A 25,201-nucleotide genomic window follows, 5' to 3' on the forward strand; every position below is an offset into this window, starting at 1 on the left:
CGCGCGGAGCAGTCTAGCCGAACATCCGGACCGGTCGCCCACTCCGGGATCGCGGCCGGTGATCGGTCGCGGACCGGGGCATGCCCACCGTGCCGACTAGCATCGGAGCCATGCCCATCGCCCTCGGTCAGGTCGTCGTCGACTGCATCGACGCCGAGAAGCTCGCCACGTTCTGGTCGGAGCTCCTCGGACTACCGCTGGCCCCGGGGGCGAGCCAGTTCTGGGCGATGATCCCGGCGCCGGCGGACAAGAGCCTCCCACCGCTGATGTTCCTGCAGGTCGAGGACCCGACCCCGGGCAAGAACAAGTGGCACCTGGACCTGTTCGCCGCCGATCCGGCCGCGGAGATCGACCGGGCGGTGGCTCTGGGGGCGACCCGGCAGGGGGACTACGACGAGCACGACGCCGTCTGGACGACCCTGGCCGACCCCGAAGGCAACCTGTTCGACGTCGCCGCGCCCCACTGAGGCCGGCGACCCGGCCCACGGGCGGCCCGGGCCTTCGGCGGCGGTCCGGCATCAGGGACCACCCCCGATTCCTCCGGTGAGCGCCCCTGACCGGGGGCCCGGCCCCTCGATCCCCCGGTCCCCTCTCACCTACGGTGGGTCCATGGCTGACAGCTTCACCGAACCCGCCGGCGTGGGCCCGCTCGCGGGTGGCAACCTCCGAGCCGCCGACTCCGACCGCGATCATGTCGCGACCGTGCTGAGCACCGCGTACGCCGAGGGTCGGATCACCCGCGAGGAGCACGACGAGCGCCTGGACAAAGTGATGCGGGCCCGGACGTTCGACGAGCTGGTGCCGATCACCAGCGACCTGGTGCCGTTGCCAGCCGCCACGCCCGCTCCGAACGCGCCGGTCCCGGTCGCCGAGTCCGATCGGTCTTTCACGGTCGACACCACCCGCGACTCGGGCCCCGACCAGATGATCGCGATCTTCGGCGGTGCCACCCGCAAGGGTCGTTGGCGGATGCCCAAGCGGTCCAACGCCGTGGCCCTGTTCGGGGGCGTCGACATCGACCTGACCGAGGCCACCTTCGAGGGCACGGAGATCGAGATCACCGGCTTCTGGTGCTTCGGTGGCATGGAGATCAAGGCTCCGGCCGGGATCGAGGTCCGCGACCGTACGGCCGGGATCTTCGGTGGCACCGAGATCAAGGGCCTCGGCGACCCGGTCCCCGGCGCCCCGGTGATCACCATCAAGGGCGTCTCCCTGTTCGGTGGCGTCTCGGTCACCGGACCGGTGCCGACCAAGAAGAAGCGCAAGCACGACTTCCACTGACCCCGCCGCAGAAGCAGCAGAAGAGGACCGCATGACCCCCGGCAGCTACCGCGCCTCCGACGCCGACCGTGACCAGGTCAGCGAGGTGCTCAACACCGCGTACGCAGAAGGACGGCTCACGTTCGACGAGCACCAGGAGCGGGCCCAGTCCGCCCTGCAGGCGCGGACCTTCGACGACCTGACCGAGCTGACCGCGGATCTGGTGCCGCTGCAGGCCCTGCCGGTGCACGCCGACCCGAACCGCCGGCAGCTGGTCGTCCGCGAGGGAGCGATCGCCGAGTCGGACAAGATGTCGACGGTCATGTCGACGGTGAGGCGCGAGGGCAGCTGGCGGGTCCGGGCGCACAGCATGGCCAACAACGTGATGGGCGACATCAAGCTGGACCTGACGCAGGCGACGTTCGACGCCCCCGTGGTCGCACTCACCGGCACCGTGCTGATGGGCAGCATGGTGATCCGGGTCCCCCTCGGCGTGACCGTCATCAACGAGGTCACCAACGTCCTCGGCGACACGTCGGTGAAGGACATCGGCGAGCCCGATCCGAGCATGCCGACCCTCGTGCTGAAGGGCACGAACATCATGGGTGACATCAAGGTCCGGGGTCCCAAGAAGCCGTCCCGTTGGCGCAAGGCCCTAACCTGACCTCCTGATGGATGATCTCTTCGCCCCGCCCGCGTACGACTGGAAGCGCCTCGCGCCCGGCTTCTTGAAGCTGAGGCGGGTGAGCGACGCCATCTTCTGGCTCATCTTCTTGTCCATCCCCGCCGTGCTGCTGCTGATCTTCAGCGAGCGCTGGTGGCCGCCGGTCCTGGTGTGGGCGGCGGCCCTGGTGATCATCGGACTCCGCTTCCACTTCCTCCGCCGGTCCTGCGCCTCCTGGGGCTACGTCGAACGCGACGACGACCTCTACCTCACCCACGGCGTGTGGTGGCGGACGCTGACGGCGGTCCCGTACGGCCGGATGCAGCTCGTCGAGGTCGAGTCCGGACCCCTGGAGCGCCTCTTCGGGCTGGCTTCGGTGACCCTGAAGACGGCCAGCCCCGGCACCGACGCCCGGATCCCCGGCCTGGACCCGGCCGAAGCGGCCCGACTGCGCGACCAGCTGACGGAGCTGGGCGAGGCGCACGCCTCCGGTCTATGAGCGAACCGACTCCCCCGCCGGCACCCGTCGCCCCGACGCCTGCCGGCGAGACCGGCCCCCGCCCCGTCAAGCAGACCGAGCGCCCGCATCCGCTGACCCCGCTGATCCGGGGCTGGGTGGTGCTGCTGGCCATCGTCGTCGGCGTCGGACGCGAGCTCATCCCGGACGGGTCCGGCGACGAACCCGGCATCGTCGGTCTGGGCCTGCGCTGGATCCTGCTCGGCGTCGCCGGCATCGTCGTGCTGGCGGCGGCGGCCGGCTTCGCCTCCTGGTACTTCACCCGTTATGTGATCGACGACGAAGAGCTCCGGATCGAGACCGGGGCGATCTTCAAGAACTCCAAGCGGGTGCCCTTCGAGAGGGTCCAGTCGGTCGACATCATCCAGCAGTTCGCCGCCCGCATCTTCGGCCTGGCCGAGCTCCGGATCGAGGTGGGCGCCGGCGACTCGACCATCAAGCTGCGCTACCTGACCCGGCAGCAGGCCGGGTCGCTCCGCGACTACCTGCTGAGCCGCGCGCACGGTGACCGGGTCCGGATCGGCGAGCCGGGCGCCACGTCGGCCAGTGTGCTCACCGACCTGTCCGTGGCCGACCAGGCCCTCGTCACGGTGTCGCCGCAGCGACTCGTCGTCGGCTTCCTGCTGTCGAGCGAGTTCCTGTTCTCCGTGGCCGCGCTGGTCATCGCCCTCGGTGTCACCGCCTGGTTCGACGTGGTCGGCTTCGCGCTCGCCGGGCTGATCCCCCTGGCCATCGGCCTGGTCTCGATGATCGGCCGGCGGGTGTTCCAGATGTTCAACTTCACCCTGGCCCAGTCCGCCCGGGGCGTGCGGGTGACCCGAGGGCTGTTCAACCTGACCAGCCAGTCCGTCCCGGTCAACCGGATCCAGGGCATCCGGGTGCTGCAGCCGATCCTGTGGCGCCGGCTCGGGTGGTACCGCGTGGACGTCAACGTCCTCGGCTACGGCAGCAGCGAGGGCAGCGACAACGACACCTCGGCGACCAGCGTGCTGGTGCCGGTCGCCGACGGCCACGACGTCGCCGTCACCCTCGGCCGGATCCTGCCCGGTTTCGACGTCGGTCAGGTCGAGCTGCACACCTCCCCCCGGCGGGCGCGCTGGCTGCGACCGTTCGACTTCTGGACCCTCCGCTACGGCACCGACGACCGGGTGGTGATCACCGAGCACGGCTGGCTCACCCACATCCGCAACCTCGTGCCGCACGCCAAGACGCAGTCGGTCCGTCTCAGCCAGGGTCCGCTCCAGCGGCGCCTCGGCCTCGCCGACGTGCACCTCGACATCACCCGCGGGCCGGTCACCCCGATCGCCCACCAGCTGGATGCGGCGGCGGCCCGGGCCCTGATCCTGTCCCAGCTCGACCTGGCCCGCGCCGCCCGCGCGGCCGACCGGATCCGGGGGTCGCTCGAGCCCACCGATCCGGCGGCCGGGGACCCCACCGCCGACGACCGGGGCCGACGGCTCGTGCTCGAGCGGTTCGGCATCGGCGAGCGTGACCGGGTGGGCAGTGGCGGCGAGTCCGAGGTGTACGGGCTCGGCCCCGACCGGGTGCTGCGGATCTACCGCGGCGGCCACGAGGCCCCGGCCGACATGATCGCGCAGCTGCGACCGCTCTACGCGGGCTGGTCCGGGCAGCGGATCGGCCTGGAGCTTCCTCAGATCCTGGACGCCGGGGAGATCTCCGGGCGCTGGTTCAGCGTGGACCGCCGGATGTCCGGAGGCAGCCTGTCCACCTGGCTGGCCGGAGCGGAGACCGGCGCCCGACGGGAGGCCCTGCTGGGCTACCTGGACGCCGCCGGCAGGATCCAGCAGCTCCCCTCGCCCGTACGCGGTCACGCCCGGCTGCTCGGACCGGGCTCACCACGGGAGTTCGACACCCTGGTGGCGCTGCTCACCGACCAACTGCTGCGGATCCTGCCCGCGAGCCAGACCCGGCTGGAGGCCGACGTCCCGGGCATCGCCGCGACCTGGGACGAGCTGCAGGTGTGGCTGACGGCTCGCCAGGGCGTCCCTCGCCTGGTGCACGGAGACTTCTGCCCGCCCAACACCTACGTGTCGGTGCTGCCCGACGGTCGCCCCGTGATCAGCGGGGTCGGCGACTTCAGCCCCCACACCCTGCACGCCGACCCGATGATGGACATCGCTGGAGCCGTGATGTTCCTGGAGCTGGAGGACTACGACGGGGCCGCCGAGGACGCCGCCTGGCTGAGCGGGCAGGCGCAGACGAGGTTCGGTCCGGACGTCGCGGAGGCGCTGCCGATGTACCGCCGCTACTTCGGGTTCTACTTCTCGAACTCCTTCGCCTTCGACCCCGCCCTCTACGACTGGTGCCGGCGGCAGCTGACCCGCTGACCGTTCCGCCGGGCCGGGACCGACGACCCCGTCGCCCAGGTGATTCCGGTGTGATGTCAGGGACGGTCTCGCGCCCACCGCTGCAGCCGGTCCAACGTCGCGTTGATCGACCTGGCGTTGTTCCGCCGGGCGCGCATCAGCGCCAGCACCACCGGCGCCCGCGACCCGGTCGGGTCGAACTGCTCGGTGACGTGGGTGTGCCGCTCGTCGACCGGCTCCAGCAGGTAACGCCAGACGTGACCACCGAAGTGCCGCCAGGCGATCCGGGTCGGCTCCTCGAACTCGACCACCTCGTTCAGGATCTTGTACGGCAGCCCGATCCGCATCTCCATCCCGAACCTGGCGCCGGCCGACAGCCGTTCCGGGGTCCGCTCCTGCACACCGCGGACGCTGCCGGACCCGTCGAACTCGCTGTGCCGGCGGGGCGTGGCCAGCAGGTCGAAGATGTCGGCGGCCGGGGCGGCGACCGTACGGGTGGCGGAGACGATGGAGGAGCTCATGCGGACCAGTGTGGCCGGAGCCCGGAAGGCGGCCGCCCGGGAGGGGTGTCGGGGCCGCGACAGCCGCGGATAGGCTCTCGGCCATGAGTGAGACCCCCGTCACGTCCGGCACCGGCCGTCCCGTCCTCGGCATCGACATCGGCGGCAGCGGCATCAAGGGTGCCCCCGTCGACCTGAGCACCGGCCTGTTCGCGCGCGAACGGCTGCGGATCGACACCCCGGCGAAGTCGACCCCGGCCAACGTGGCGAAGGTGGTGGCCGAGATCGTCAGCCACTTCGCCGAGGACATCGGGGACGGCCCCATCGGCGTGACCATCCCCGCGGTGGTGACCCACGGCCAGACCCGCTCGGCGGCCAACATCGACAGCTCCTGGATCGACGCGCCGGCGGAGAAGGTCTTCGAGGACGTGCTGCAGCGCGACATCTACCTGATGAACGACGCCGACGCCGCCGGGGTCGCGGAGGTGCACTACGGCGCCGCCAAGGACCACCCCGGTCTGGTGCTGGTCACCACCCTGGGCACCGGCATCGGCAGCGCCCTCATCTACCGCGGGGTGCTGGTGCCCAACAGCGAGCTCGGGCACATCGAGGTCGACGGGCACGACGCCGAGAGCCGCGCCTCGTCGGGGGTGAAGGAGAAGAACGGTTGGTCCTACAGCGAGTGGGTGCCGCGGCTGCAGCGGTACTACGAGGTGCTGGAGGGGCTGTTCTGGCCCGACCTGATCGTGGTGGGCGGCGGGGTCAGCAAGAAGGCGGAGAAGTTCCTGCCCAAGCTGAAGCTGAAGTCCGAGATCGTGCCGGCGAAGCTGCTCAACAGCGCCGGCATCGTGGGGGCCGCCTGGTTGGCCGCCGACCGGAAGGCCCACCCCGAAGTCGTCAGGTGACTCACATGCGGTCGAGGGCCTCGATGCCGAGCATGTCGAGGCCGTCGGCCAGCACCTTCTTCGTCAGCGTGCACAGCGCCAGGCGGGAGGCCCGCACCTCGCCGTCGGACTTCAGCACCGGGCACTGCTCGTAGAACACCGAGAGCGCGCCGGCCACGTCGTAGAGGTAGCCGCAGAGCCGGTGCGGCTGCAGGGTGTCGGCCACGTCGGCCACGACCTCGCCGAACCGGGTGAGCAACAGCGCCAGCGCCTGCTCGGCCGGCTCGTCGAGGACGGCGATCTTCTCCTCCACCACCAGACCCTCGGACTCGGCCCGGCGCAGCACCTGAGCGAGCCGGGCGTGCGCGTACTGCAGGTAGGGCCCTGTGTTGCCGGTGGTCTGCACCATCCGGTCGACGTCGAAGACGTAGTCCTTGTTGAGCCCGTTGGAGAGGTCCGCGTACTTGATCGCGGCCAGGGCGATCGGCGGGGCGGCTTGCTCCTCGGCGGCGTCCAGCAGGGTCATCAGGTTCACCGCCGTACCCTCGCGGGTGGAGAACTTCTTGCCGTCCGGGCCGAGCACCTGGCCGAAGGCGACGTGCTGGGCCGGGACGTCCGCCGGCAGGAAGCCGGCCTTCCGGGCGACCGCGAACACCTGGTCGAAGTGGAACGACTGCGGGGCACCGACGACGTAGATCAACCGGTTGGCGTGGAACTGGCCCACCCGGCGGCGGACGGCGGCCAGGTCGGTCGCGGCGTAGCCGAAGCCACCGTCCCGCTTGCGCACGATCATCGGGGCGTTGAAGCCCTCGACGAAGACCACCAGGGCGCCGTCGTCCACGACCGCGGTGCCGCTGGCCTCCAGGTCGGCGACGACGTTCGGCAGGTCGTCGTTGTAGGTCGACTCCCCCGCCAGGTCGTCGTCGGTCAGCAGCACGTTCAGCCGGGCGTACGCGGCGTTGAACCCGGCCTCGGAGATCTCGATCAGCTGCCGCCAGATCGTCCGGGTCTCCTCGTCGCCGGACTGCAGCCTCACCACGCGGGCGCGGGCGCGGGCGGCGAAGTCCTCGTCGCCCTTGAAGTGGGCGTTGGCCCGCAGGTAGAGAGCCTCCGCGTCGACCAGGGTCAGGGTCGAGGCGTCGATGCCGTCCTCGAGGATCTGCTCGACCAGCATGCCGAACTGGGTTCCCCAGTCCCCGACGTGGTTCTGGGCGATGACCCGGTGACCGAGCGCCAGCAGGACCCGGCGCAGGCAGTCACCGATGATCGAGGACCGCAGGTGGCCGACGTGCATCTGCTTGGCCACGTTGGGGGCGGAGTAGTCGATCACCACCGTCTGCGGCGTCTCGGTGCGCTGCACCCCGGCGGCCGGCTCGGCCAGCTGGTCGGTCACCGCGCGGGCCAGGACATCGGCCCGCAGCCGGAAGTTGATGAAACCCGGGCCGGCGATCTCCAGCGGCTCGCACAGGTCGTCGACCTCCAGGGCCGCCACGATCCGCTGCGCCACCGCCCGGGGCGGCTGCCCCTCGGACTTGGCCAGGCGCAGCGCCACGTTGCTCTGGAAGTGCCCGAACTGGGGCTTGGTCGCGGGGCGCAACTCGGGGTCGATCCCGGCGACCGACTGGACCCGGGCGCTCAACTCGTACGGCAAGGAGGACACGAGGACCAAGTATCCCCGATCCCGAAGGGTCGTCCGGATCACGCCGGTTCCCTAGGATCGGACCATGCCCCAGCCCTCTCAACCGCTGCTGCACGACCTCGTCACCGTGTGCGCCGCACCCACCCAGGTACTGTCCGCCCGGGACGGGGGCATCACGATCGAGCAGGACGGCCGCAGCACCGCGCACGGTCTGTTCCACGCCGATCTGCGGGTGCTCAGCGGCTGGCGGGTGGAGGTCGGGGGCGCCGCCCCGGCGCACCTGGCCACGGAGTTCGCCGGCGCCGGCGAGGCTCGCTTCACCTACCTGGCCGATGCGGTGGCCGGCGGCGGGGTCGACCGGCTGCTGCGGGTCGACCTGTCCCGATCGGTGACCCCCGGGTTGCTGCGCGAGACCCTGCGGCTCACCTCCGAGCTCGATCACGAGGCGGCGACCGAGGTCCGGCTCGAGCTGGCCAGCGACCTCACCCCGATGGAGGCGATCAAGACCGGCCGGTACGGCACGCCGGTCACCTTCGACGACGAGCCGGCAGGGCGGACCGTCGACTTCGGCAACGACGAGGTGTCCGCCCACCTGGACGCCCCCGGGGCCGGGCTCACCCGCACCGCCGACGCCACCGGACTGGTGCTGACCTGGCCGGTCACGATCCCGGCCGGTGGGACGGTCGAGCTCGACTGGCGGCTGACGGTGACCGACAGCGGCGCCGTGGTGGTGCCCGCGGGCGGCGCCGGGCTGGCCGTCGACAGCCTCACCGAGCGGGCCACCGGCGGGACGCCGGACCCGCGCCTCGCCCCGTGGCTGCGGCAGTCCCTGCACGACCTGAACGGGCTGCGGATGGCGACCGCCGCCGACCCCGACGACGCGTTCTTCGCCGCCGGCTCACCGTGGTATTTCACGCTGTTCGGCCGGGACAGCCTGTGGACGTCGAGGATGCTGCTCCCCGTCGACGTCGCCCAGGCCGGCGGCACGCTCCGCACCCTCGGGCGCCTGGCGGGCACCGAGGTCGACGTGGCCACCGCCTCGGAGCCGGGCAAGATCATGCACGAGCTGCGGCGTGGCACGTACGCGTTCAACGAGACCTCGCTGCCGCCGCTCTACTACGGCACCATCGACGCCACCCCGCTGTGGGTCTGCCTGCTGCACGACGCCTGGCGGGCGGGTCTGGGCGAGGCCGAGGTCGCCACCCTGCTGCCGGTGCTGGAGGGGGCCCTGGACTGGCTGGTCACCTACGGTGACGCCGACGGCGACGGCTTCCTCGAGTACGTCGACGCCAGCGGCCACGGACTGGCCAACCAGGGCTGGAAGGACTCCGGCGACTCGGTCCGGTTCGCCGACGGCCGGATCGCCGAAGGTCCCGTCGCGCTCTGCGAGGTGCAGGGCTACGCGTACGAGGCCGCGATCGGTGGGGCCGCCCTGCTGAAGGCGTACGGGCGCCCGGGAGCCGAGCGCTACCGCCGCTGGGCCGCCGACCTGGCCGCGAAGTTCCGGGCCGCCTTCTGGTGCGGCGAGGGCGAGAACCGCTTCCCCGCGCTCGCGCTGGACGGGGACAAGCAGCGGGTCGACTCGGTGACCAGCAACATCGGGCACCTGCTGGGCACGGGGCTGCTGGACGCCGACGAGGAGCGGCTGGTCGCCCGACGGGTGGTGGCGGCCGACCTCGACTCCGGGCTGGGGCTGCGCACCATGTCCGACACCGCCGGCGGCTACAGCCCGCTCAGCTACCACTGCGGCACGGTCTGGCCGCACGACACGGCCATCGTCATCGCCGGGTTGGACCGGTCGGGACACGCCGACCTGGCCGACGGGCTGGCCGAGGGACTGCTGCGCGCCTCCCTGGCCTTCGACCGGCGGCTGCCCGAGCTGTGGTCCGGAGAGGGTCGGCCCGTGCCCTACCCGGCGGCCTGCCGCCCCCAGGCCTGGTCCGCCGCCGCCGCCGTGGTGGTCGCCGAGCACGTCAGGAAGCGGTCCGACCGGAGCTGAGGCAGGACCGGTCGACGTCGGTCCGACGTGACGGTTCCGGGATGAACCGGGGCGCGGGCGGGCGTCGGCGTTCGCCCGTTCGACACCGAAACGACACCCGGTCCCCGGCGAGGTGAACCCGCTCGGTGGACACCGGCCTGCTGATAATGGCCGAGGTCCTTCCCCCGCACCCGGAGAGCCCGTCGTGTCCCTGCCTGTCGTGAGCGCCCCCTCGTGATCATCCGGCGCCTGATGCTGAGCCTCGTCCTCATCCTGTTCGCGTCCCTGACCATCGGCGTGATCCTCGGCCTGGACGATGTTGCCCGGGGCAGCCTGGCCAGCCGGATCCCGAGTCTCGCGCCGGTCTCGGCGAGTCCGGAACCGGTCGACCCGCCGAAGGTGGCGGCGACCCCGAAGGGGAAGCCGACCCCGCGGCCGACCCCGACGACGGCGGCGAGCACCCCGAAGCCGACCCTCGGCCCGACGCAGCCGCGCAGCACGCCGACGGCCACCAGCACACCCAGCCCGAGCCCGCCCAGGAGCAGTGCGCCCCCTGCGGCCGAGCCGACCACCCAGCCGACCGCCCAGCCGACTGCGAAGCCGACTGTGAAGCCCACCCAGGCCCCGACCACCGTGCCGCCGAAGAAGGCGCCCTCGAACGCGTACCTCAAGGGTCCGCTGCGGAAGGGCCCGGGCGGCACCGTCTACCTGACCTTCGACGACGGTCCGGGAGTGTCGACATCAGCGATCCTGACCATCCTGAGCCGGACCTCCTCGACCGCCACGTTCTTCCACCTGGGCGTCAACGAACCCGGCTTCCCGCACGCCGACGCCCGCATCCGGGCGCAGGGCAGCACGGTGGCCAGCCACTCCTACGACCATCCCGACCTGACCACGCTGACGGCGGCGCAGCTGGCGTGGCAGGTCACCCACGGACCGCGGGCGACGTGCTTCCGACCGCCGTACGGGGCCACCAACAAGGCCGTCCGCAAGGCGATCGCCCACGCCGGGATGCGGGAGGTGCTCTGGAGCGTCGACACGCTGGACTGGACCCGGCCCGGGGTCGCCACGCTGGCCAAGACCGGGCGACTGAAGAGCATCACCGACGGCTCGATCGTGCTGATGCACGACGCCGGCGGCGACCGGCGTCAGACGGTGGCCGCGCTGCCCACGGTGATCGCCGACCTGCAGGCCCGCGGCTACCGGGTGCGGGCGCTGCCCTACTGCTGAGCCGTGCGGTCGCGTCCGGGACCTCCCGGCTCACCGCTCCGGCTGGCAGCGCGGGCACCAGTAGCTGCGGCGTTCCTGGCCGGCGGGACCGAACTGCTCGGTGAGGATCGGGGTGCCGCAGCGTCGACAGGGCTGACCGGGTCGCTCGAACACGTACGTCCGGCGGCCGTTGCGGAGGTCGCCGGTGGTCGACTGCTCGGCCCTGACCTTGTTCGCGTTGATCAGCAGGTGCGCGCGGCGCACCACCCGGGGCAGGGTGGCGACCTGCGCCACCGGTGTCCGTGGGTGCAGACCCTGGAGGAACAGCAGCTCCGAGCGGTACAGGGTGCCCAGACCGGCCAGGTTGCGCTGGTCCAGCAGCGCCTCCCCGATCGAGGTCTCCGGCTGCGCGCGGATCCGGCGCAGCGCCTCGTCGGCGTCCCAGTCCGGGCCGAGCAGATCAGGCCCGAGGTGACCGACGACGTCGTCCTCGTCAGCGGTGGGCAACAGCTCCACCACCGGCAGCCGGTACCCGACGGCGTCGGTGGCCGCGGTGCCCAGCACCGCGCGGATCTCGTGGTCGGGGCCCCCGCTCCAGCGCCGCCCCGTGGGGTAGGTCCGCCACGCTCCCTCCATCCGGAAGTGGGTGTGCAGCGTCCAGCCGTTGTCGAAGCGGAACAGCTGGTGCTTGCCCCGCGGCGTCACGTCCCGCACCGTGACGCCGGTCAGGTCGGTGGTCGCCAGGCTGGGCACCCGGAACTCGGTGCGGGTCAGCTGCTCACCGGCCAACAGCCCGTGCAGCCGGCGACAGGCCCGCCAGACGGTGTCACCCTCCGGCATCGGCGCGCCCGCTCAGCGCCCGGAGCATCACCGTGACCCAGGTGCGCCACGGTCGCCACGCCTCGGCCAGCTGCTCGAGCTCCTCCGCGTCCACCCTGCGACCGTACGCCGCCTCCAGGTGCTTCAGCACCTGCGGTTCCGTGGCCAGCACGTCGGTCAGGCCGCAGGAGCGGACGGTGATCAGGGAGCTGTAGAAGGGTCCGATGCCGGGCAGTCGCTGCAGCTCGGTCCGCGCAGCGTCGACCCCGAGGGCGGTCAGGTGGTCGACGGCGAGGTCGCCCCGTTGAGCGGCTTCGGCGATGGCGTGCAGCCGCGGGATCCGGTCCGCCGGCAATCCCGGCAGCTGATCGACCGCCAACAGGCGAGAGGGGGTCGGGACCACCGGCACCGGCTGCCCGGCGACCGTCAGCACGGTCCCGTAGGTCTCCGCGAGGCGTTGCCGGAGCACGATCCCCTGGCTGCGCGGGCGGCGGGCGCTGACGATCGACCAGACCGCCGCCTCGTAGGGGGAGTAGAAGTTCGCCGGACGGAACCCGGGCGCCCGGGCGAAGACCGGCGCCAGCATCGGATCGGCCCGGCAGAGGTCCGCGTACGCCTCACCGTCCTGGTCGGCGGAGACCACGCGGGCCGCCTGCGCGACGATCCGGGCAGGGTCGACCGGTGGTCCCGCTGTCTCCTCCACGGTCACCGCCAGGACGTCGCCGGCCTGGCGCAGCGCCACCCCGACCTGGCTCTCGTAGTCCCCGTCCACACAGAACCCGAGCCGCATCACGCCGTCGAAGCTGCTCTCGTCCCGGTGCCCGAACCCCATCAGGGCCACCTCGCGCAGGTCGTACGGTCCGCGCAGCGGCACCTCGGTCGTCGTCATGGCTCCATCGTGTCGCCGGGGTCTGACAACGGCGATCCTTCGTCTGACCGCTGTGATCCATCGCCTGACGGCGGGGATCCAGGCTCGGACGGCGGGGATCTAGGCTCGGCGGGTGCCTTCCCCCCTCTCGGTCAGCGCCGGTGTCCTCGGCGCGGGTCTCGTGGGGGTGACCACGGTGCTCGGCGCCTCGGTCGGGATCGTCCGGGGGGCGGCGGCCGGTCACCTCTACCCGCTGGACCAGGTTCCGTACGCGCCGGTGGCCCTGGTCCTCGGTGCCCAGGTCTATCCGAGCGGGAGGCCCTCGCGGTTCCTCCGGGCCCGCCTGGATCTCGCGTTGCTGCTCCTCCAGCGCGGCACGGTCGAGCGGCTGCTGCTGAGCGGCGACGCGCAGGCCCCGGAGTACGACGAGCCGGCCGCCATGCGCGACCACCTGATCGACGCCGGGGCCCCCGCCGACCGGCTCGTCCTCGACCCCGGCGGCTTGGACACCTACGACTCGTGCGTCCGGGCCCGCGACGTGTTCGGGGTGCAGCGGGTCGTGGTCGTGACCCAGACCTACCACCTCCCCCGGGCGGTGGCCACGGCCCGACTCGTCGGGCTCGACGCGGTGGGGGTCGGCGACCGCACCGTCCGGCTCCGGGAGGACGGCGAGGCGCTCAACGAGCCGTGGGCTCGGGGGTGGGTGCGCGACCAGGTCGCCTGCGTGAAGACCCTCTGGGACGTGGGCACCCACCGACGGCCCGCCCTCCCGGCGTCACCCTGACCGCCGCCGGCTGAGCCGGTCGCCGACCCGGCGCGTCGTCCCGGGCTCGCTCCTCCACCTCAGACCGCGTCCAGCAGGCGCTGCAGCAGCCGGAGCGGATGGTCGACCGCGGGCTCGGGGCCGGGTTCGGGCCAGACCAGCAGCTGGCGGAGCTGGAAGGCCACCTCCACCGCGGTCAACCGCCGCTCGAGGTCCGGCACCTCGAGGCCCGGCAGCTCGGAGCGGAGTGCGGCGAGCAGCCGACCATGCGGCTCGGCGAACTCGTCACCGGCCAGGGCGTTGTCCCGCGCGGGCACCAGATCGGTCCACGCCGGCGCCCACCTCACCCACTCCAGGTCGAGCAGCCCGGTGACGCGGTCGCCGTCCCACCAGACGTTGTCCAGGTGCAGGTCACCGTGGGTGACCACGTCGGCCGGGTCGTCCAGCTGCGGCAGCAGATCGGCGTGGTCGACCAACCAGCTCCAGGCCCGTTCGACCACGTCCCGGTGCATCCCGGCGCGCTCGGTGGCCGGGACGACCAGGTGGCGTACGCGGTCGAACGGCAGCGGGAGGATGGACCGGCCGATGATCGTCGGCGGATCGGTGCTGGGCGGCGGCGGACCCAGCCTCGCCGCGACCTCCGTCGGGGGGCGCCACGCGTGCAGGGCCCGGAGCGGGCGGGCCACCTCGTGCAGGGCCCGCTCCCGCCGGGACTCGTCGAGCCCGGGCCACGCCGCCCGCAGCGAGCAGCCCACCAGCCGGCGGCTGAGCATCCAGGTGACCGGCTCTCCACCGATGGCCACGGCGCCCGACGCGAGCACCTCGGGATAACCCACGTCGGCCGGGAGCGCCCGGCCGACCGCCGCCTCGCGCAGCATCCGCTCCCGATCCCCGATCCAGCAGATCCGGAGGACGGCCTCTCCCGCCGAGGACGACCGTACGTACCAGGTGTCGTTCGAGTACGAGGTGACCGGCTCGGGTCGACCGAGCAGATCGAGACCGGGCTGGTCGAGGAGAGCCGTCAACCGGGCTTCGGGACCGTCCATGGCCGTCACCCTAACCACCGCGCGGACCTTCTTGCGATATATCGCTATTGTGTGTAATCTTGTAATCACACATACAGAGAAAGGGGTGCTCGTCATGAAGACGAACGCATTCTCAGATCAGCCCGAGGTCGGACCTCGGGGACGCCGCCGGTTCCGTGGCGGCGAGGAGTTCGGGGGACACCCGCACGGACGCGGGATGGACCCCGACGGTGCCGGCGAGGACAGCGGTCCCCGCGGCGAAGGCCGGCGCGGCGGAGCGCGCGGTGAGGGACGGGCCGAGCGGCGCGGCGAGGGACGGGGCCGCGGGCGCGGTGGCCGGCACGGGTTCGGTCGACCGGGCGGCTGGCAGAACGCCGACCTGCCGGCGGCCGACGACGCCCAGTCCTGGTTCGAGGGGCGGCTGCCGGAAGGCTGGTTCTCCTCGGTCGAGGTGAGCGCGGACCGCGAGGAGATCGTGGTGTTCGGCACGTTGACCGGCGAAGCCGCCGACAGGGCTCAGGCCGAGGGTCGGATCTCCCGCTTCCGGGAGGAGACCCGCGAGACCCGGATCCAGATCGCCGAGGAGGCGCAGGCCCGCTACGGCCGCAAGGTCTCCTGGGGCGCCCGCTCCGGTGAGGTCGGGGAGCTCTTCACCCACCTGTCGGTGCCGGTGATGACCCGGCTGCGGCAGCCCGAGCGCCAGGTGCTCGACACCCTGGTCGACGCCGGCGTGGCCCGCTCCCGCTCCGAGGCGCTGGCCTGGGCCGTCACCCTGGTCGGCGAGCACACCGAGACCTGGCTCTCCGGTCTTCGGGACGCCATGTCCGAGGTCGACAAGCTGCGCTCCCAGGGTCCCGAGCTCTGAGCAGGACGACCCGTCGGAGCCTCAGAACACGAGGTGATGGGTCCGTCGGTGCTCAGCGAGGATCGAGTCGATCACCCGCGCCGTGCGGAGGGCTGACGCGCCGGTGCTCAGTGGATCCGCTTCCCCGCGCAGGCTGGCCACCACGTTGCTGATCAACGGCTCCTGGACGACGGGCGGATACGCACCGGGGATCTCCGTCGTGCCGTGGGCGGTCGTCAGCCGCAGCGGCTCGGTGCCGAAGGTCGACAGCTGGAGAGTGCCGGCGTCGCCGACGAGCTCGATCAGGTCGCACGACTCCGCCGCGTCGTAGTCCCAGAGCCCGACGCCCAGCACGTCACCGAAGCTGAGCCGGGCCACCACCTGCGTCTCCGCGACGGGTCCGTCCGGCCCGGCCGCGGCACCCGAGACGTCGGTGACCGGGCCGAGCAGGAAGTCGAGCCAGTCGAGCGTGTGCGAGGCGAGGTCGACGAAGTGGCCGCCGCCCGACATCTGGGGATCGAGCCGCCAGGGCAGGGACGAGCTCGGGCGGTCCGCCGGCCTCTGGTGGCGGACGACAACGGAGCGGACTGCCCCGATCCGGCCGGAGCGGACCAGCTCGACTGCGGTCGCGAAGCGGGGCATGGCGCGGCGGTAGTAGGCGACGAACAGCGGCACTCCGGCTCGGGTGCAGTCGGAGATCATCTGCTCGCACTCGCCGGCGGTGCGGGCCATCGGCTTCTCCACGTAGACGGGCTTCCCCGCCGCCGCGGCCCGTGCGGTGTAGGAGGCGTGGCTGTCCGGCGGGGTGGCCACGTAGACCGCATCGACCTCTGGGTCGGCGAGCAGCTCGTCGGCGTCGGCGTACCACCGCGGCACGCCGAACCGGCGGGCGAAGTCCGCCGCCCGCTCGGCATCGCGGCGCATCACCGCCACCAGGGCGGAGCCGGGCACGGTCTGGAACGCCCGCCCGCTCTTGTGCTCGACGACGTCCCCGACGCCGATCACGCCCCACCTGATCACCCGGCCGGCCTGGGTGCTCATCGGAACCTCCCCTTCGAGCCGATGTCGTCGAGACCAGCAGCGGTCCGAACGGGCTGAGGCGCCCGCTGACCTGCTGAAGTATGCCGGTACGAAGGGAACTACGCCGTCGTGCGGATGGCTACCGGGCGAAGGCGCGGAAGGGGTTGTGCCGGGTCAGCGTGCTGATCGTGGCGTCGTCCACATCCTGCTCGGCGAGCAGCGGGATGAAGCGGTCGAACAGGGCCGTGTACGGCAACGGCGTGCCGCCGCGGGGCTGGGCGGGGTCAAACCAGCCGCGATCCTGGCTGAGCAGCACGGACTCGGCGAATCCGGCGTCCAGCAGGTCGCGGATCATGGCGATGAAGTCCTGGTCCTGGGCCGGGTCCCCGATCCCGTCGAGCTCGACCCAGCAGCCGCGGCGGGCCAGCTCGAGGTGGAGGGCGCGGTCCGGCTCGACGTGAGCGTGGATCCAGACGAACCGGTCCGGTCGGCCCCCGGCCCGCTCGATGATGTCGAGCTGGTCGCGAGCCACCGCGCCGCTCACGGTGTGGCTCCCGATCGTCGCCCCGGTCGCGAGCGACGCGGCCACCGCCGCCCGGAGCACCTTCTCCTCGGTAACGGTGATGCCGTCGTCGGAGGCGCCGATCTTGATCCAGCCGGCCCGGACCCCGGTGCCCTCGATCTCGTCGGTGAGCTCGGCGACGAACAGGTCCCGGAGTGCTTCGGTGCTGCGCTCGCGGACGAACGGCGGGATCCACTGCTCGCGATAGGCCCCGGTCGGGGCCACCAGCGGCAGCCCGGTGGCCTGCGAGACGGCCAGCAGGATGTCGACCCGGCGCCCGACCCCGATCGTTCCGGGCTCCACGATCGCCGTCACCCCTTGCCGCTGGGCGTCGCGGAGGTACGGCGCCATCACCTCGACGACCTCGGCCGGGTCGGCCTCGCCGAAACCCGGCTGCTGCCACGTCCGCAGGTCGACGAAGACGTGCTCGTGGGGCAGGATCGCCCCCAGCTCCGCCGCCGTCCGAGGACCGAGAGTCGTGATCAGGGAAGCCACCGCACGACCGTAGCCCAGCCCGCTGGGCCCCCGTGCGACCCGCTCAGCCCCGCTGCTCGCGGTAGTAGCGGATCAGACCCTGGGTGGAGGGGTCCTGCTCGGCGAGGGCGGTCTCGTCGCCACCCACCGCCGGGGTCACCTTCAGGGCCAGCTGCTTGCCCAGCTCGACCCCCCACTGGTCGAAGCTGTCGATCCCCCACACGATGCCCTGGGTGAAGGTGATGTGCTCGTAGAGCGCGATCAGCTGCCCGACCACCGACGGCGTCAGCGCCGGGGCCATGATCGACGTGGTCGGCCGGTTCCCGGAGAACACCCGGGCCGGCACGATCTCCTCAGCGGTTCCCTCGGCGCGGACCTCGTCGGCGGTCTTGCCGAAGGCCAGGGCCGCGGTCTGGGCGAAGAAGTTGGCCAGGAACAGCTCGTGCACGTCGGTGCCCCCGTCGTCCAACGGGTACGCCGGCTTGGCCACGGCGATGAAGTCGGCCGGGATCAGCTGGGTGCCCTGGTGGATCAGCTGGTAGAACGCGTGCTGGCCGTTGGTGCCGGGCTCCCCCCAGAACACCTCGCCGGTGTCGGTGGTGACCGGGCTCCCGTCCCAGCGCACGCTCTTGCCGTTCGACTCCATGGTCAGCTGCTGCAGGTAGGCGGGGAAGCGGTGCAGCAGCTGCGCGTACGGGAGCACGGCGTGCGTGGCGGCGCCGAAGAAGTTGCGGTACCAGACGTTCAGCAGCCCCATCAGCGCCGGCACGTTGGACCCGATCGGGGTCTCGGCGAAGTGCCGGTCGATGGTGTGGAAGCCGGCCAGGAAGTCCGCGAAGCTGTCCCGGCCCAGGGCCACCACCAGCGACGTGCCGATGGCGGAGTCCACCGAGTAGCGACCGCCCACCCAGTCCCAGAAGCCGAACGCGTTGGCCGGGTCGATGCCGAAGTCGGCGACCTTGTCCAGCGCGGTGGAGACAGCCACGAAGTGCTTGGCGATCGCCTCCGACTCGTCGCTGTCCGCGTCGCCGATCGCTCCGGACCGCTTCAGCGCGTGCAGCAGCCAGGAGCGGGCCAGCCGGGCGTTGGTCAACGTCTCCAGCGTCGTGAACGTCTTGGAGGCGACGATGAACAGCGTGGTCTCGGGGTCGAGGTCGGCGGTCTTCAGGGCGACGTCGGTGGGGTCGATGTTGGAGACGAACCGCGCGGTCAGTCCCTTCTGCACGTACGGCTGCAGGGCCTCGTAGACCATCACCGGCCCGAGGTCGGACCCGCCGATGCCGATGTTGACCACGGTGGCGATCGGCTTCCCGGTGACGCCCTTCCACTCCCCGTTGCGCACCCGGTCGGCGAAGCCGTAGACCTTCTCCAGCACCTCGTGCACCTCGGGGACCACGTTGGTGCCGTCCACCAGCACCTCGGCCCCCGCGGGGTCCCGCAGAGCGGTGTGGAGCACCGCACGGCCCTCGGTGACGTTGATCTTCTCGCCCGCGAACATGGCGTCCCGTCGCTCGGCCAGACCGACCTGCTCGGCCAGGTCCACCAGGGCGGTCAGCACGGCGTCGTCGATCAGGTTCTTGGACAGGTCCACGTGCAGGTCGCCGGCGGTCAGCGTGAACGCCTCGGCCCGGGCCGGGTCGGCGGCGAACCAGCCGCGGAGATCGGGCTCGAGCCCGGCCTTCAGCGTGGTCAGGCTGCGCCAGGCGGCGGTGGTGGTGGCGTCGACGGGTGCGCTCATGCGGTCGACCCTAGCGAGCACCCGTACGGACGCTCTGGGTGGTCTCGACCCTGGCTTCCTGGTCGGTCGGTCGACGCGCCTGCCGTCAGTCGGCCGTCGTCCCGCGGGAGCGGGTCTGACTGGCCACGGCGATGGTGAGCAGCCCGAGGAGGGTCACGGCGCCGCAGGTGAGGAAGATCCCTCGCTGGCCGAGCGCGGTGAGGGAACCGAAGGCGATCATGGGACCGGAGACGATGGAGCCGATGCGTCGGGTGTTCAGGTAGAGGCCGGTGGAGAGCCCGGGTCTCGGGATGATCTGCTGGAAGAGGGTCAGCCCGACGCCACCGATCCCGGCGAAGCACCAGGCGTTGAGGGGCTGCAGAGCGATGAGCGCGACGGGTTCGTGGACGAAGGCGAGACCGACGTAGTAGCCGATGCCGGCGAGGCACCCGGTGGCGATCAGGCCGAAGCTGGAGAACCGCTCGGTGAGTCGCCCGATCAAGATCAACGCCGGGACCTCGAGGGCGGCGGCCACCCCGAGCGCGATGCCGGCCCACAGCACGTCGAGACCCACCGTCTCGGTGACGTAGATCGTCAGCATCGTCATCCCCGTGGCGTTGGCGGCCTGCAGCAGGACGAAGGCGGCGGTGATGAGCACCACCGCCAGGCGGCCGACGTCGGGGCCGTCGTGGACCGGCGCCGCAGGGGGTCCGCCGGAGGCTCGGGCCAGTCGCTGTCGGTGTCTCATCAGGGCCGTGGTGCTGGCGATGTTCAGGACGGCGACGGCGGCGATGGCGAGCAGGATGGCGCGGTTGCCGAACCAGCCGATGATCAGGGTGGCCAGCGGAGGACCTGCGACCCAGGCGACGGAGACGATGGCGCGGGTGTTGACGATGTCGGCCGGTCGGGCGCCGGAATGCCGGAGGTGGGCGAACAGCATCGAGCTCCCGACGCCGGCCGGGCCACCGATCACGACGAGCGCCACCGTCGCCAGCGGCAGGGTGGTCACGACACCGAGTGCCACCACCAGCACCACCGTCAGCGCTCCGCACACCAGCATGGGGCCGAGGTAGTCCTGCTTCTTGTCGGCGTAGGCGGGGATCAGCAGGGAGGCGGCGAAACCACTGGCGTTGTAGACGGCGAGGACCCACCCCACGTCGGCGGTCGTGGCGCCGTAGAGGTTGACCAGTATCAGGGCCAGGGCCGGACTGAGAAAGGCGATCTGCAGTCCCCACAGCAGCGCCGACGAGGGCACCAGCAGACGGTTCACGAGAGGTCCTCGACGGGGAGGAGGGCGACAGGTCGCGCCGGCGTGACGCTGTCGTGCAGGGTCAGGGTCGAGACGTGGGACGTCATCGAGACGTGGGACATCAAGGGCTCTCTCGCGGGAGAGCGGCGCTGGGGGCCGCTCTCGGGTGGTCGGGTGGGTGGGATCAGGGGTGCGGCGAGGTCTGTCGGTGGTGTCGAGGCGAGCTGGTCGGAGCGCCGGCCGCCCGGGCGGTCAGCAGCTGCCTCCGGTGACGACCCTGGCGCGGCGGCTGGCCGGGAGGTCCTCTCCATCGAGTGGCAGCTCCACGACCACGACCGTAGGAGAAGCCGCCTCACTGAACCAGGACCTGTCAGTGCACGGAACACCGGCCCCCCTCCCGACCCGAGCCGGGCGAGCGGCCGGCGCCCACCTCTAGGCTGGGGCGCCATGGACGCACGGTTGCAGCGCGCGCAGCCCGAGGCCGGGACACCGTACGCCGGCGGCGAGTCGGAGTTCCGGACCGATCTCGAGCGGATCCGCTTCGCGCAGTCGTTCTCCCGGCTGGCCGAGGTCACCCAGGTCATCCCGGCCGGCGCCACCGGCGGTGTGGTGCACAACCGGCTGACCCACTCCATCAAGGTCACCGCGGTGGCCCGGGCGGTCGCTGTGCGGCTGCTGCGGATCTCCGACCGGGACGTGCTGCGCGATCTCGGGGGCCTGGACCACGTCGTGGTGCAGGCGGCCGCCAACGCGCACGACCTCGGGCACCCGCCGTTCGGTCACCTCGGTGAGCGGGTGCTCGACCAGCTGCTGCGGGACCGGTTCGGGCTGTCCGACGGGTTCGAGGGCAACGCCCAGACGTTCCGGATCCTGACCGAGCTGGAGGTGCACGGGCCCGGCGACGAGGGGCTCAACCTGACGGCGGCCAGCCGGGCGGCGGTGCTGAAGTACCCCTGGGGCCGGTTCGTGGTGCCCGATCCCCACCCGTCGGGCTGGCCGGACCCCCCTCGCGGGGCCGGCTTCGGGCAGTCCGGACCCGGATCGGGCAAGTTCTCCGCCTACACCGTGGACCTGGACGAGATGCTGGCCGCCCTGTCGGCCTTCCCGGACCTGCCGCCGGGTCGGCAGACGCTGGAGTGCTCGATCATGGATCTGGCCGACGACATCGCGTACTCGCTGCACGACGTGGAGGACTTCCACCGGTCCGGCGTGCTGCAGTTCTCCCCCGTCTCCGGGGAGTTCCGGTCCTGGGTGGGCGAGCGCCGGGCGCTCGCCTCGATGGGCGACTCCGAGCTGGCCCTGATGGGCCGCTGGCCCGGCGCCGGGCTCGAGCAGCTGCGCCGCCGGCTGATCGACAAGGACGCCTGGATCTTCGACGAGGAGACGTTCGCGGACGCGGTCGCCATCATCGGCGACGAGTTCGTCGACGGGGTGCTCGCGGCCCCGTACGACGGGTCGATGATGGCGGACCGGGCCATCTCCGGCTTCGTCTCCCGCTGGATCGACCACTTCATCGCCTCGGTGGAGCTGCAGAGCGACCCGCCGGTGCGGTCGGCGTACGTCACACTGTCCCCCGACTCGTGGCACGAGGTGTCGGTGCTGAAGTTCGTCCACCAGTACTTCATCCTCGACCGGCCGGATCTGGCCATGTTCCAGCGCGGTCAGGCCCGGGCCATCGAGGCGCTGGTCACCGGGTTCGACGACTGGCTGTCCGATCGGCTCGACGCCCCGAAGGCGCCCCGACGGCTGCTCGACCTGGTCCGGATCGCCACCGAGGGCTACGAACGGGTCACCGTCGACCACCCCGACTGGTTCGCCGGTGCCACCTCCTCCGCCGAGCTGGCCCGGATGGGTCGGGGCCGGGGTATCGCCGACTTCGTCAGCAACCTGACCGACCAGCAGGCCGTCGCCTTCGCCAACCGGCTCGGTGGGGCGCGCGAGCTGCTGTGGACCACAGGGGTCTGACCCGCTCCGACGGGACCTAGGTCTACAGACGCCTGGGCCCCGGGGCCGCCACCCTGGGTGGTGAAGGGGGCCTTCCATGTCTGCTGCTCGTCGAGGCGCAATCGCCGCCTCCGTCCTCGGTCTGTCCCTCGCGCTCGGGGCGTGCGGGGGCGCCGCGCCCTCCACCGGCGCGGGGGCCGAGCCTGCCCCGCCCATGACCACGGCCCCGCCGGTCGCCACCGCCCCGGCGCTGACCGCCGGCTCGTCCCCGACCGACCTGCTGGCATCACCGACGGCGCTCCCCCAGGGCATCGTGACCTCGTCCTCCTTCGTCGCGGGCGACCTCGTCAGCTGCACGGTCACCCGGGTCCAGCCGCTGCTGGTGCTGCTCGACGCTCACGGGCGCAGCGGCGTGATCCGCGGCTCGGCGTACGAGAAGGTGAAGGTCGGCGACCGGGTGATCGTCCAGGTCACCGCGACCGACGGGCGCTTCGAGGCCACCCTGGTGCACGTGTCCAGCCGCTCGTAGCTCGGCTCGATCCGCTCCGCAGGAACGAGCCGGCGTGCGCACGCGTTGAGCCCGTGTGCGCGAGGTCCTGAGCCAGATCTGGGAACGGGCGACCGCCACCCAGCCCGCGCCGGAGCCGGCCGTGGTGGTGGCCGTCGCCCTGGTCGCGCTCGCACTGGTGCTGCTCCCCCGGGCCTGGTCACTCACCCGGCACCTGGTGACCATCAGCCACGAGGGCGGCCACGCGCTGGTGGCGGTGCTCACCGGTCGCCGCCTGAGGGGGATCCGGCTGCACGCCGACACCTCCGGGGTGACGCTCTCCCGCGGCCGTCCGACCGGTCCGGGGATGGTGGCCATGCTCGCCGCCGGCTACCTCGCTCCGGCGGTCGCCGGTCTGGCCTCGGCGCTGCTGCTGGCCGCCGGCCACAGCCTCGCCCTGCTCTGGTTGGCCGTCGGCTGGTTGTCCCTGATGCTCCTCCAGATCCGGAACGCGTACGGGTTGCTGGTGCTGCTGGTCTGCGCCGCGGGTGCGGGCCTGGCCAGCTGGTACCTGGCGGGCACGACCGTGTCGCTGCTGGCGTACCTGCTCACCTGGGTGCTGCTGCTGGCCGCGCCGAAACCGGTGCTGGAGCTGATGCGGCAACGAAGGAGAGGGCAGGCGCGCGGCTCGGACGTCGACCAGCTGACCCGACTGACCCGGGTGCCCGCCCTGCTCTGGGAGCTCCTCTTCCTGCTGGCCAACGTCGCCGGTCTGGCCGTGGGGGTCTTCGTCCTGCTGCCGTCGGTGGTGGCGGGCTTCTCCTGGTCTGCTTGACTGACGGCACGGCGCCGCTGGACCTCGGTGGCGCCGGACAGGAAGTGAGTGGCCATGTTCGACGTCGATGACATCCGCGATTGGCGCGGTCTGCCCGTGGTGGACAAGGACGGAGGCAAGATCGGCAAGCTGGAGGCTGTCTACTTCGACACCGCCACCGAGGAGCCGTCGTTCGCCACCGTGAAGGTCGGGCTGCCCGGTGGCGGCCGGTTGGTCTTCGTGCCGCTGGCCGGCGCACGGGTCTCGCCGGGGCACCTGCGCGTGATCGTGGACAAGAAGACCGCCAAGGACGCCCCTTCGATCGGCACCGACGGCGAGCTGGAGGCGGCCGAAGAGCCCGGGATCTACGGTCACTACGGCCTCGACTACCAGGTCGGCGCGAACGGCGAGCGCCGGCTCGGTCGACGCTGAACGAGGTGCTGGCCGGTCTGGACCGGCTGACCGTCCGTGCCGCTGCGCTGGTCCGACCCGGTCGTCGGGCCGTCCTCGGGATCACCGGCAGTCCCGGCGCGGGCAAGACCACGCTCGCGGTGGCGCTGGTCGAACGGCTGAACGCCGAGCACGGGGCCGGGACGGCCGCGCACCTGCCGATGGACGGCTTCCACCTGGCCAACGCCGCGTTGGAGCGGCTGGGCCGCCGGGATCGCAAGGGCGCACCGGACACCTTCGACGGGTGGGGCTTCCTCGGGCTGCTGCGCCGGGTCCGGGACGAGACCGACCACGACGTGTACGCGCCCAGCTTCCGTCGCGTGGTGGACGAGCCCGTGGCCGGCGAGATCGCGATCGCGGCCGGCACCGCGCTGGTGGTGGTGGAGGGGAACTACCTGCTGGTCGACGACGAGCCGTGGGACCGGGTTCCGTCCCTGCTGGACGAGTCGTGGTTCTGCGTCACCCCGGCCGAGGAGCGTCTGCTGCGGCTGGTGGACCGGCACACCCGGCACGGACGGAGTCCGGAGGAGGCGACCGCCTGGGTGAGCGGGGTGGACGAGACCAACGCCCGGCTGATCGAGGACACCCGATCCCGGGCCGACCTGCTGGTGTCCGGGACCGACTGATCGCTTGAGGTCTCGTCGCTGCGCCCCACCCTCCTGCGTGCGTACGCCGACGGGAAGCCGTCGGCGGTCGGACAACCCGACCGGCTGGACGCCGGAGACGACAAGAGCCCCCGTCGTCCTTGACGGGAGCTCGATAGTGCGTACGGCGCCGGCGACTGGAGCCGGCTGCGACTCAGAAGCGCGTGCTGATGCCTGACCGCTGAGCGGCGAGCAGGATCTCGTCGCGCATCGACGGGGTGGGGGCATCGGCGACGGCCCGCTCGAGGGCCCGACGGTTGCGACGGACCTGGCTGCGCGAGCGGAGCGAGGACACGAACGACATGGTGATCATTCCTTCAGGTGGTGGGAACTACTTGGTGTTCGAAACCTTCGGTTTCGAATCAATAGTAACAACCGCGGCTTTCCTGGATCTATTCCAGTCCCGAGATCTCGCCCACATCGGGCCGGACGCTTGGCGCGAGAGCCCCACCGAGGTCGACCGACGTCGCGTACGCGCGTAGCCGCACCCCTCAGCCGGACCTGCACCCGCTACTGCCGGTGCACCTGCCGCGAGAGGGTGCA

Annotated in this window: 25 protein-coding genes; 15 read left to right on the forward strand and 10 right to left on the reverse strand. The window is 71.9% G+C overall.

Annotation, left to right across the window (positions count from 1 at the left end):
• The first annotated feature begins 110 nt into the window (after nt 1-110).
• The 5 genes from ABD714_RS07940 (at nt 111) to ABD714_RS07960 (ending at nt 4,789) form a co-directional block, all read left to right on the forward strand.
• Nucleotides 111-467 (forward strand): VOC family protein, encoded by a 357-nt coding sequence (locus tag ABD714_RS07940; RefSeq protein WP_344811776.1) that lies wholly within the window; start codon nt 111-113, stop codon nt 465-467.
• A gap of 142 nt (nt 468-609) precedes the next feature.
• Nucleotides 610-1,281: a DUF1707 SHOCT-like domain-containing protein gene (locus ABD714_RS07945; protein ID WP_344811777.1), complete on the forward strand. Its 672-nt coding sequence runs from the start codon at nt 610-612 to the stop codon at nt 1,279-1,281.
• A 31-nt stretch (nt 1,282-1,312) separates the two neighbouring features.
• Entirely contained in the window at nt 1,313-1,924 is a 612-nt protein-coding gene (locus ABD714_RS07950) for a DUF1707 SHOCT-like domain-containing protein (protein ID WP_344811778.1), read from the forward strand.
• A 7-nt stretch (nt 1,925-1,931) separates the two neighbouring features.
• Nucleotides 1,932-2,423, forward strand: coding sequence for a PH domain-containing protein (locus tag ABD714_RS07955; protein ID WP_344811779.1), 492 nt, complete (start codon nt 1,932-1,934; stop codon nt 2,421-2,423).
• Complete coding sequence (locus tag ABD714_RS07960) at nt 2,420-4,789, forward strand: PH domain-containing protein (protein WP_344811780.1); 2,370 nt, start codon at nt 2,420-2,422, stop codon at nt 4,787-4,789. The genes ABD714_RS07955 and ABD714_RS07960 overlap by 4 nt, the downstream gene beginning before the upstream one ends.
• Nucleotides 4,790-4,845: 56 nt before the next feature.
• Here ABD714_RS07960 and ABD714_RS07965 read toward each other — a convergent pair whose 3' ends face one another.
• The gene (locus ABD714_RS07965) at nt 4,846-5,289 is read right to left on the reverse strand and encodes an SRPBCC family protein (RefSeq protein WP_344811781.1); all 444 of its coding nucleotides are present in this window, start codon (nt 5,287-5,289) and stop codon (nt 4,846-4,848) included.
• An 83-nt stretch (nt 5,290-5,372) separates the two neighbouring features.
• On the opposite strand from ABD714_RS07965, the gene ppgK reads away from it, so the two are divergent.
• Nucleotides 5,373-6,173, forward strand: coding sequence for a polyphosphate--glucose phosphotransferase (ppgK, locus tag ABD714_RS07970; protein WP_344811782.1), 801 nt, complete (start codon nt 5,373-5,375; stop codon nt 6,171-6,173).
• Nucleotide 6,174: 1 nt separating this feature from the next.
• On the opposite strand, the gene argS is transcribed toward ppgK, so the two are convergent.
• On the reverse strand, nt 6,175-7,812 hold the full coding sequence (gene argS / locus ABD714_RS07975) for an arginine--tRNA ligase (protein WP_344811783.1): 1,638 nt from the start codon (nt 7,810-7,812) through the stop codon (nt 6,175-6,177).
• Between the two features lie 64 nt (nt 7,813-7,876).
• Between argS and ABD714_RS07980 the strand changes: the two genes are divergently transcribed.
• Together ABD714_RS07980 and ABD714_RS07985 are read left to right on the forward strand one after the other, a co-directional pair.
• Nucleotides 7,877-9,790, forward strand: coding sequence for a glycogen debranching N-terminal domain-containing protein (locus tag ABD714_RS07980; RefSeq protein WP_344811784.1), 1,914 nt, complete (start codon nt 7,877-7,879; stop codon nt 9,788-9,790).
• A gap of 213 nt (nt 9,791-10,003) precedes the next feature.
• Nucleotides 10,004-10,999, forward strand: coding sequence for a polysaccharide deacetylase family protein (locus ABD714_RS07985; protein WP_344811785.1), 996 nt, complete (start codon nt 10,004-10,006; stop codon nt 10,997-10,999).
• Nucleotides 11,000-11,029: 30 nt separating this feature from the next.
• Here ABD714_RS07985 and ABD714_RS07990 read toward each other — a convergent pair whose 3' ends face one another.
• Both ABD714_RS07990 and ABD714_RS07995 read right to left on the reverse strand, forming a co-directional pair.
• On the reverse strand, nt 11,030-11,818 hold the full coding sequence (locus ABD714_RS07990; protein WP_344811786.1) for an Fpg/Nei family DNA glycosylase: 789 nt from the start codon (nt 11,816-11,818) through the stop codon (nt 11,030-11,032).
• Nucleotides 11,805-12,686 (reverse strand): DNA-3-methyladenine glycosylase family protein, encoded by an 882-nt coding sequence (locus ABD714_RS07995; protein WP_344811787.1) that lies wholly within the window; start codon nt 12,684-12,686, stop codon nt 11,805-11,807. The genes ABD714_RS07990 and ABD714_RS07995 overlap by 14 nt, the downstream gene beginning before the upstream one ends.
• A 112-nt stretch (nt 12,687-12,798) precedes the next feature.
• Here ABD714_RS07995 and ABD714_RS08000 point away from each other — a divergent pair, with 112 nt between their 5' ends.
• Entirely contained in the window at nt 12,799-13,449 is a 651-nt protein-coding gene (locus tag ABD714_RS08000) for a SanA/YdcF family protein (RefSeq protein ID WP_344811788.1), read from the forward strand.
• Nucleotides 13,450-13,508: 59 nt separating this feature from the next.
• Here ABD714_RS08000 and ABD714_RS08005 read toward each other — a convergent pair whose 3' ends face one another.
• The gene (locus ABD714_RS08005) at nt 13,509-14,474 is read right to left on the reverse strand and encodes a phosphotransferase family protein (protein WP_344811789.1); all 966 of its coding nucleotides are present in this window, start codon (nt 14,472-14,474) and stop codon (nt 13,509-13,511) included.
• A gap of 94 nt (nt 14,475-14,568) precedes the next feature.
• Here ABD714_RS08005 and ABD714_RS08010 point away from each other — a divergent pair, with 94 nt between their 5' ends.
• The gene (locus ABD714_RS08010) at nt 14,569-15,318 is read left to right on the forward strand and encodes a hypothetical protein (protein WP_344811790.1); all 750 of its coding nucleotides are present in this window, start codon (nt 14,569-14,571) and stop codon (nt 15,316-15,318) included.
• Nucleotides 15,319-15,339: 21 nt separating this feature from the next.
• Here the strand turns inward: ABD714_RS08010 and ABD714_RS08015 are convergent, their stop codons facing one another.
• The 4 genes from ABD714_RS08015 to ABD714_RS08030 form a co-directional block, all read right to left on the reverse strand.
• A complete protein-coding gene (locus tag ABD714_RS08015; protein ID WP_344811791.1) occupies nt 15,340-16,338 on the reverse strand; it encodes a Gfo/Idh/MocA family protein in 999 nt (332 codons plus the stop codon).
• A gap of 118 nt (nt 16,339-16,456) precedes the next feature.
• Nucleotides 16,457-17,374: a phosphotriesterase family protein gene (locus tag ABD714_RS08020; protein ID WP_344811792.1), complete on the reverse strand. Its 918-nt coding sequence runs from the start codon at nt 17,372-17,374 to the stop codon at nt 16,457-16,459.
• Nucleotides 17,375-17,417: 43 nt separating this feature from the next.
• A complete protein-coding gene (gene pgi, locus ABD714_RS08025; RefSeq protein WP_344811793.1) occupies nt 17,418-19,091 on the reverse strand; it encodes a glucose-6-phosphate isomerase in 1,674 nt (557 codons plus the stop codon).
• Nucleotides 19,092-19,176: 85 nt separating this feature from the next.
• The gene (locus tag ABD714_RS08030; protein WP_344811794.1) at nt 19,177-20,340 is read right to left on the reverse strand and encodes an MFS transporter; all 1,164 of its coding nucleotides are present in this window, start codon (nt 20,338-20,340) and stop codon (nt 19,177-19,179) included.
• Between the two features lie 426 nt (nt 20,341-20,766).
• Between ABD714_RS08030 and ABD714_RS08035 the strand changes: the two genes are divergently transcribed.
• From ABD714_RS08035 to ABD714_RS08055, 5 genes are all read left to right on the forward strand, one after another.
• Nucleotides 20,767-22,284: a deoxyguanosinetriphosphate triphosphohydrolase family protein gene (locus tag ABD714_RS08035; protein WP_344811795.1), complete on the forward strand. Its 1,518-nt coding sequence runs from the start codon at nt 20,767-20,769 to the stop codon at nt 22,282-22,284.
• 193 nt (nt 22,285-22,477) lie between these two features.
• Nucleotides 22,478-22,792 carry a S1 domain-containing protein gene (locus tag ABD714_RS08040; protein WP_344811796.1) on the forward strand — a complete coding sequence of 105 codons (315 nt, stop codon included), beginning with the start codon at nt 22,478-22,480 and terminating at the stop codon, nt 22,790-22,792.
• A gap of 55 nt (nt 22,793-22,847) precedes the next feature.
• Nucleotides 22,848-23,585, forward strand: coding sequence for a M50 family metallopeptidase (locus tag ABD714_RS08045; protein WP_344811797.1), 738 nt, complete (start codon nt 22,848-22,850; stop codon nt 23,583-23,585).
• 54 nt (nt 23,586-23,639) lie between these two features.
• Entirely contained in the window at nt 23,640-23,996 is a 357-nt protein-coding gene (locus ABD714_RS08050; RefSeq protein ID WP_344811798.1) for a PRC-barrel domain-containing protein, read from the forward strand.
• A 5-nt stretch (nt 23,997-24,001) separates the two neighbouring features.
• Nucleotides 24,002-24,640: a nucleoside/nucleotide kinase family protein gene (locus ABD714_RS08055; protein ID WP_344811799.1), complete on the forward strand. Its 639-nt coding sequence runs from the start codon at nt 24,002-24,004 to the stop codon at nt 24,638-24,640.
• A gap of 172 nt (nt 24,641-24,812) precedes the next feature.
• On the opposite strand, the gene ABD714_RS08060 is transcribed toward ABD714_RS08055, so the two are convergent.
• On the reverse strand, nt 24,813-24,962 hold the full coding sequence (locus ABD714_RS08060) for a hypothetical protein (RefSeq protein ID WP_344811800.1): 150 nt from the start codon (nt 24,960-24,962) through the stop codon (nt 24,813-24,815).
• Nucleotides 24,963-25,201: the final 239 nt, after the last annotated feature.

It is taken from the genome of Microlunatus aurantiacus (assembly GCF_039536605.1).
Taxonomy (GTDB): domain Bacteria; phylum Actinomycetota; class Actinomycetes; order Propionibacteriales; family Propionibacteriaceae; genus Microlunatus; species Microlunatus aurantiacus.

Bases quoted from the DNA above. Each gene is read 5' to 3' on its own strand.
- ABD714_RS07980 (WP_344811784.1), top strand. From the start codon at position 7,877: ATGCCCCAGCCCTCTCAACCGCTGCTGCACGACCTCGTCACCGTGTGC.
- pgi (WP_344811793.1), bottom strand. From the start codon at position 19,091: ATGAGCGCACCCGTCGACGCCACCACCACCGCCGCCTGGCGCAGCCTG.
- ABD714_RS08005 (WP_344811789.1), bottom strand. From the start codon at position 14,474: ATGGACGGTCCCGAAGCCCGGTTGACGGCTCTCCTCGACCAGCCCGGT.
- ABD714_RS07940 (WP_344811776.1), top strand. From the start codon at position 111: ATGCCCATCGCCCTCGGTCAGGTCGTCGTCGACTGCATCGACGCCGAG.
- ABD714_RS07965 (WP_344811781.1), bottom strand. From the start codon at position 5,289: ATGAGCTCCTCCATCGTCTCCGCCACCCGTACGGTCGCCGCCCCGGCC.
- ABD714_RS07960 (WP_344811780.1), top strand. From the start codon at position 2,420: ATGAGCGAACCGACTCCCCCGCCGGCACCCGTCGCCCCGACGCCTGCC.
- ABD714_RS08015 (WP_344811791.1), bottom strand. From the start codon at position 16,338: ATGAGCACCCAGGCCGGCCGGGTGATCAGGTGGGGCGTGATCGGCGTC.
- ABD714_RS07990 (WP_344811786.1), bottom strand. From the start codon at position 11,818: ATGCCGGAGGGTGACACCGTCTGGCGGGCCTGTCGCCGGCTGCACGGG.
- ABD714_RS07955 (WP_344811779.1), top strand. From the start codon at position 1,932: ATGGATGATCTCTTCGCCCCGCCCGCGTACGACTGGAAGCGCCTCGCG.
- ppgK (WP_344811782.1), top strand. From the start codon at position 5,373: ATGAGTGAGACCCCCGTCACGTCCGGCACCGGCCGTCCCGTCCTCGGC.
- ABD714_RS07945 (WP_344811777.1), top strand. From the start codon at position 610: ATGGCTGACAGCTTCACCGAACCCGCCGGCGTGGGCCCGCTCGCGGGT.
- ABD714_RS08040 (WP_344811796.1), top strand. From the start codon at position 22,478: ATGACCACGGCCCCGCCGGTCGCCACCGCCCCGGCGCTGACCGCCGGC.
- ABD714_RS08010 (WP_344811790.1), top strand. From the start codon at position 14,569: ATGAAGACGAACGCATTCTCAGATCAGCCCGAGGTCGGACCTCGGGGA.
- ABD714_RS07950 (WP_344811778.1), top strand. From the start codon at position 1,313: ATGACCCCCGGCAGCTACCGCGCCTCCGACGCCGACCGTGACCAGGTC.
- ABD714_RS07995 (WP_344811787.1), bottom strand. From the start codon at position 12,686: ATGACGACGACCGAGGTGCCGCTGCGCGGACCGTACGACCTGCGCGAG.
- ABD714_RS08035 (WP_344811795.1), top strand. From the start codon at position 20,767: ATGGACGCACGGTTGCAGCGCGCGCAGCCCGAGGCCGGGACACCGTAC.
- ABD714_RS08060 (WP_344811800.1), bottom strand. From the start codon at position 24,962: ATGTCGTTCGTGTCCTCGCTCCGCTCGCGCAGCCAGGTCCGTCGCAAC.
- ABD714_RS08050 (WP_344811798.1), top strand. From the start codon at position 23,640: ATGTTCGACGTCGATGACATCCGCGATTGGCGCGGTCTGCCCGTGGTG.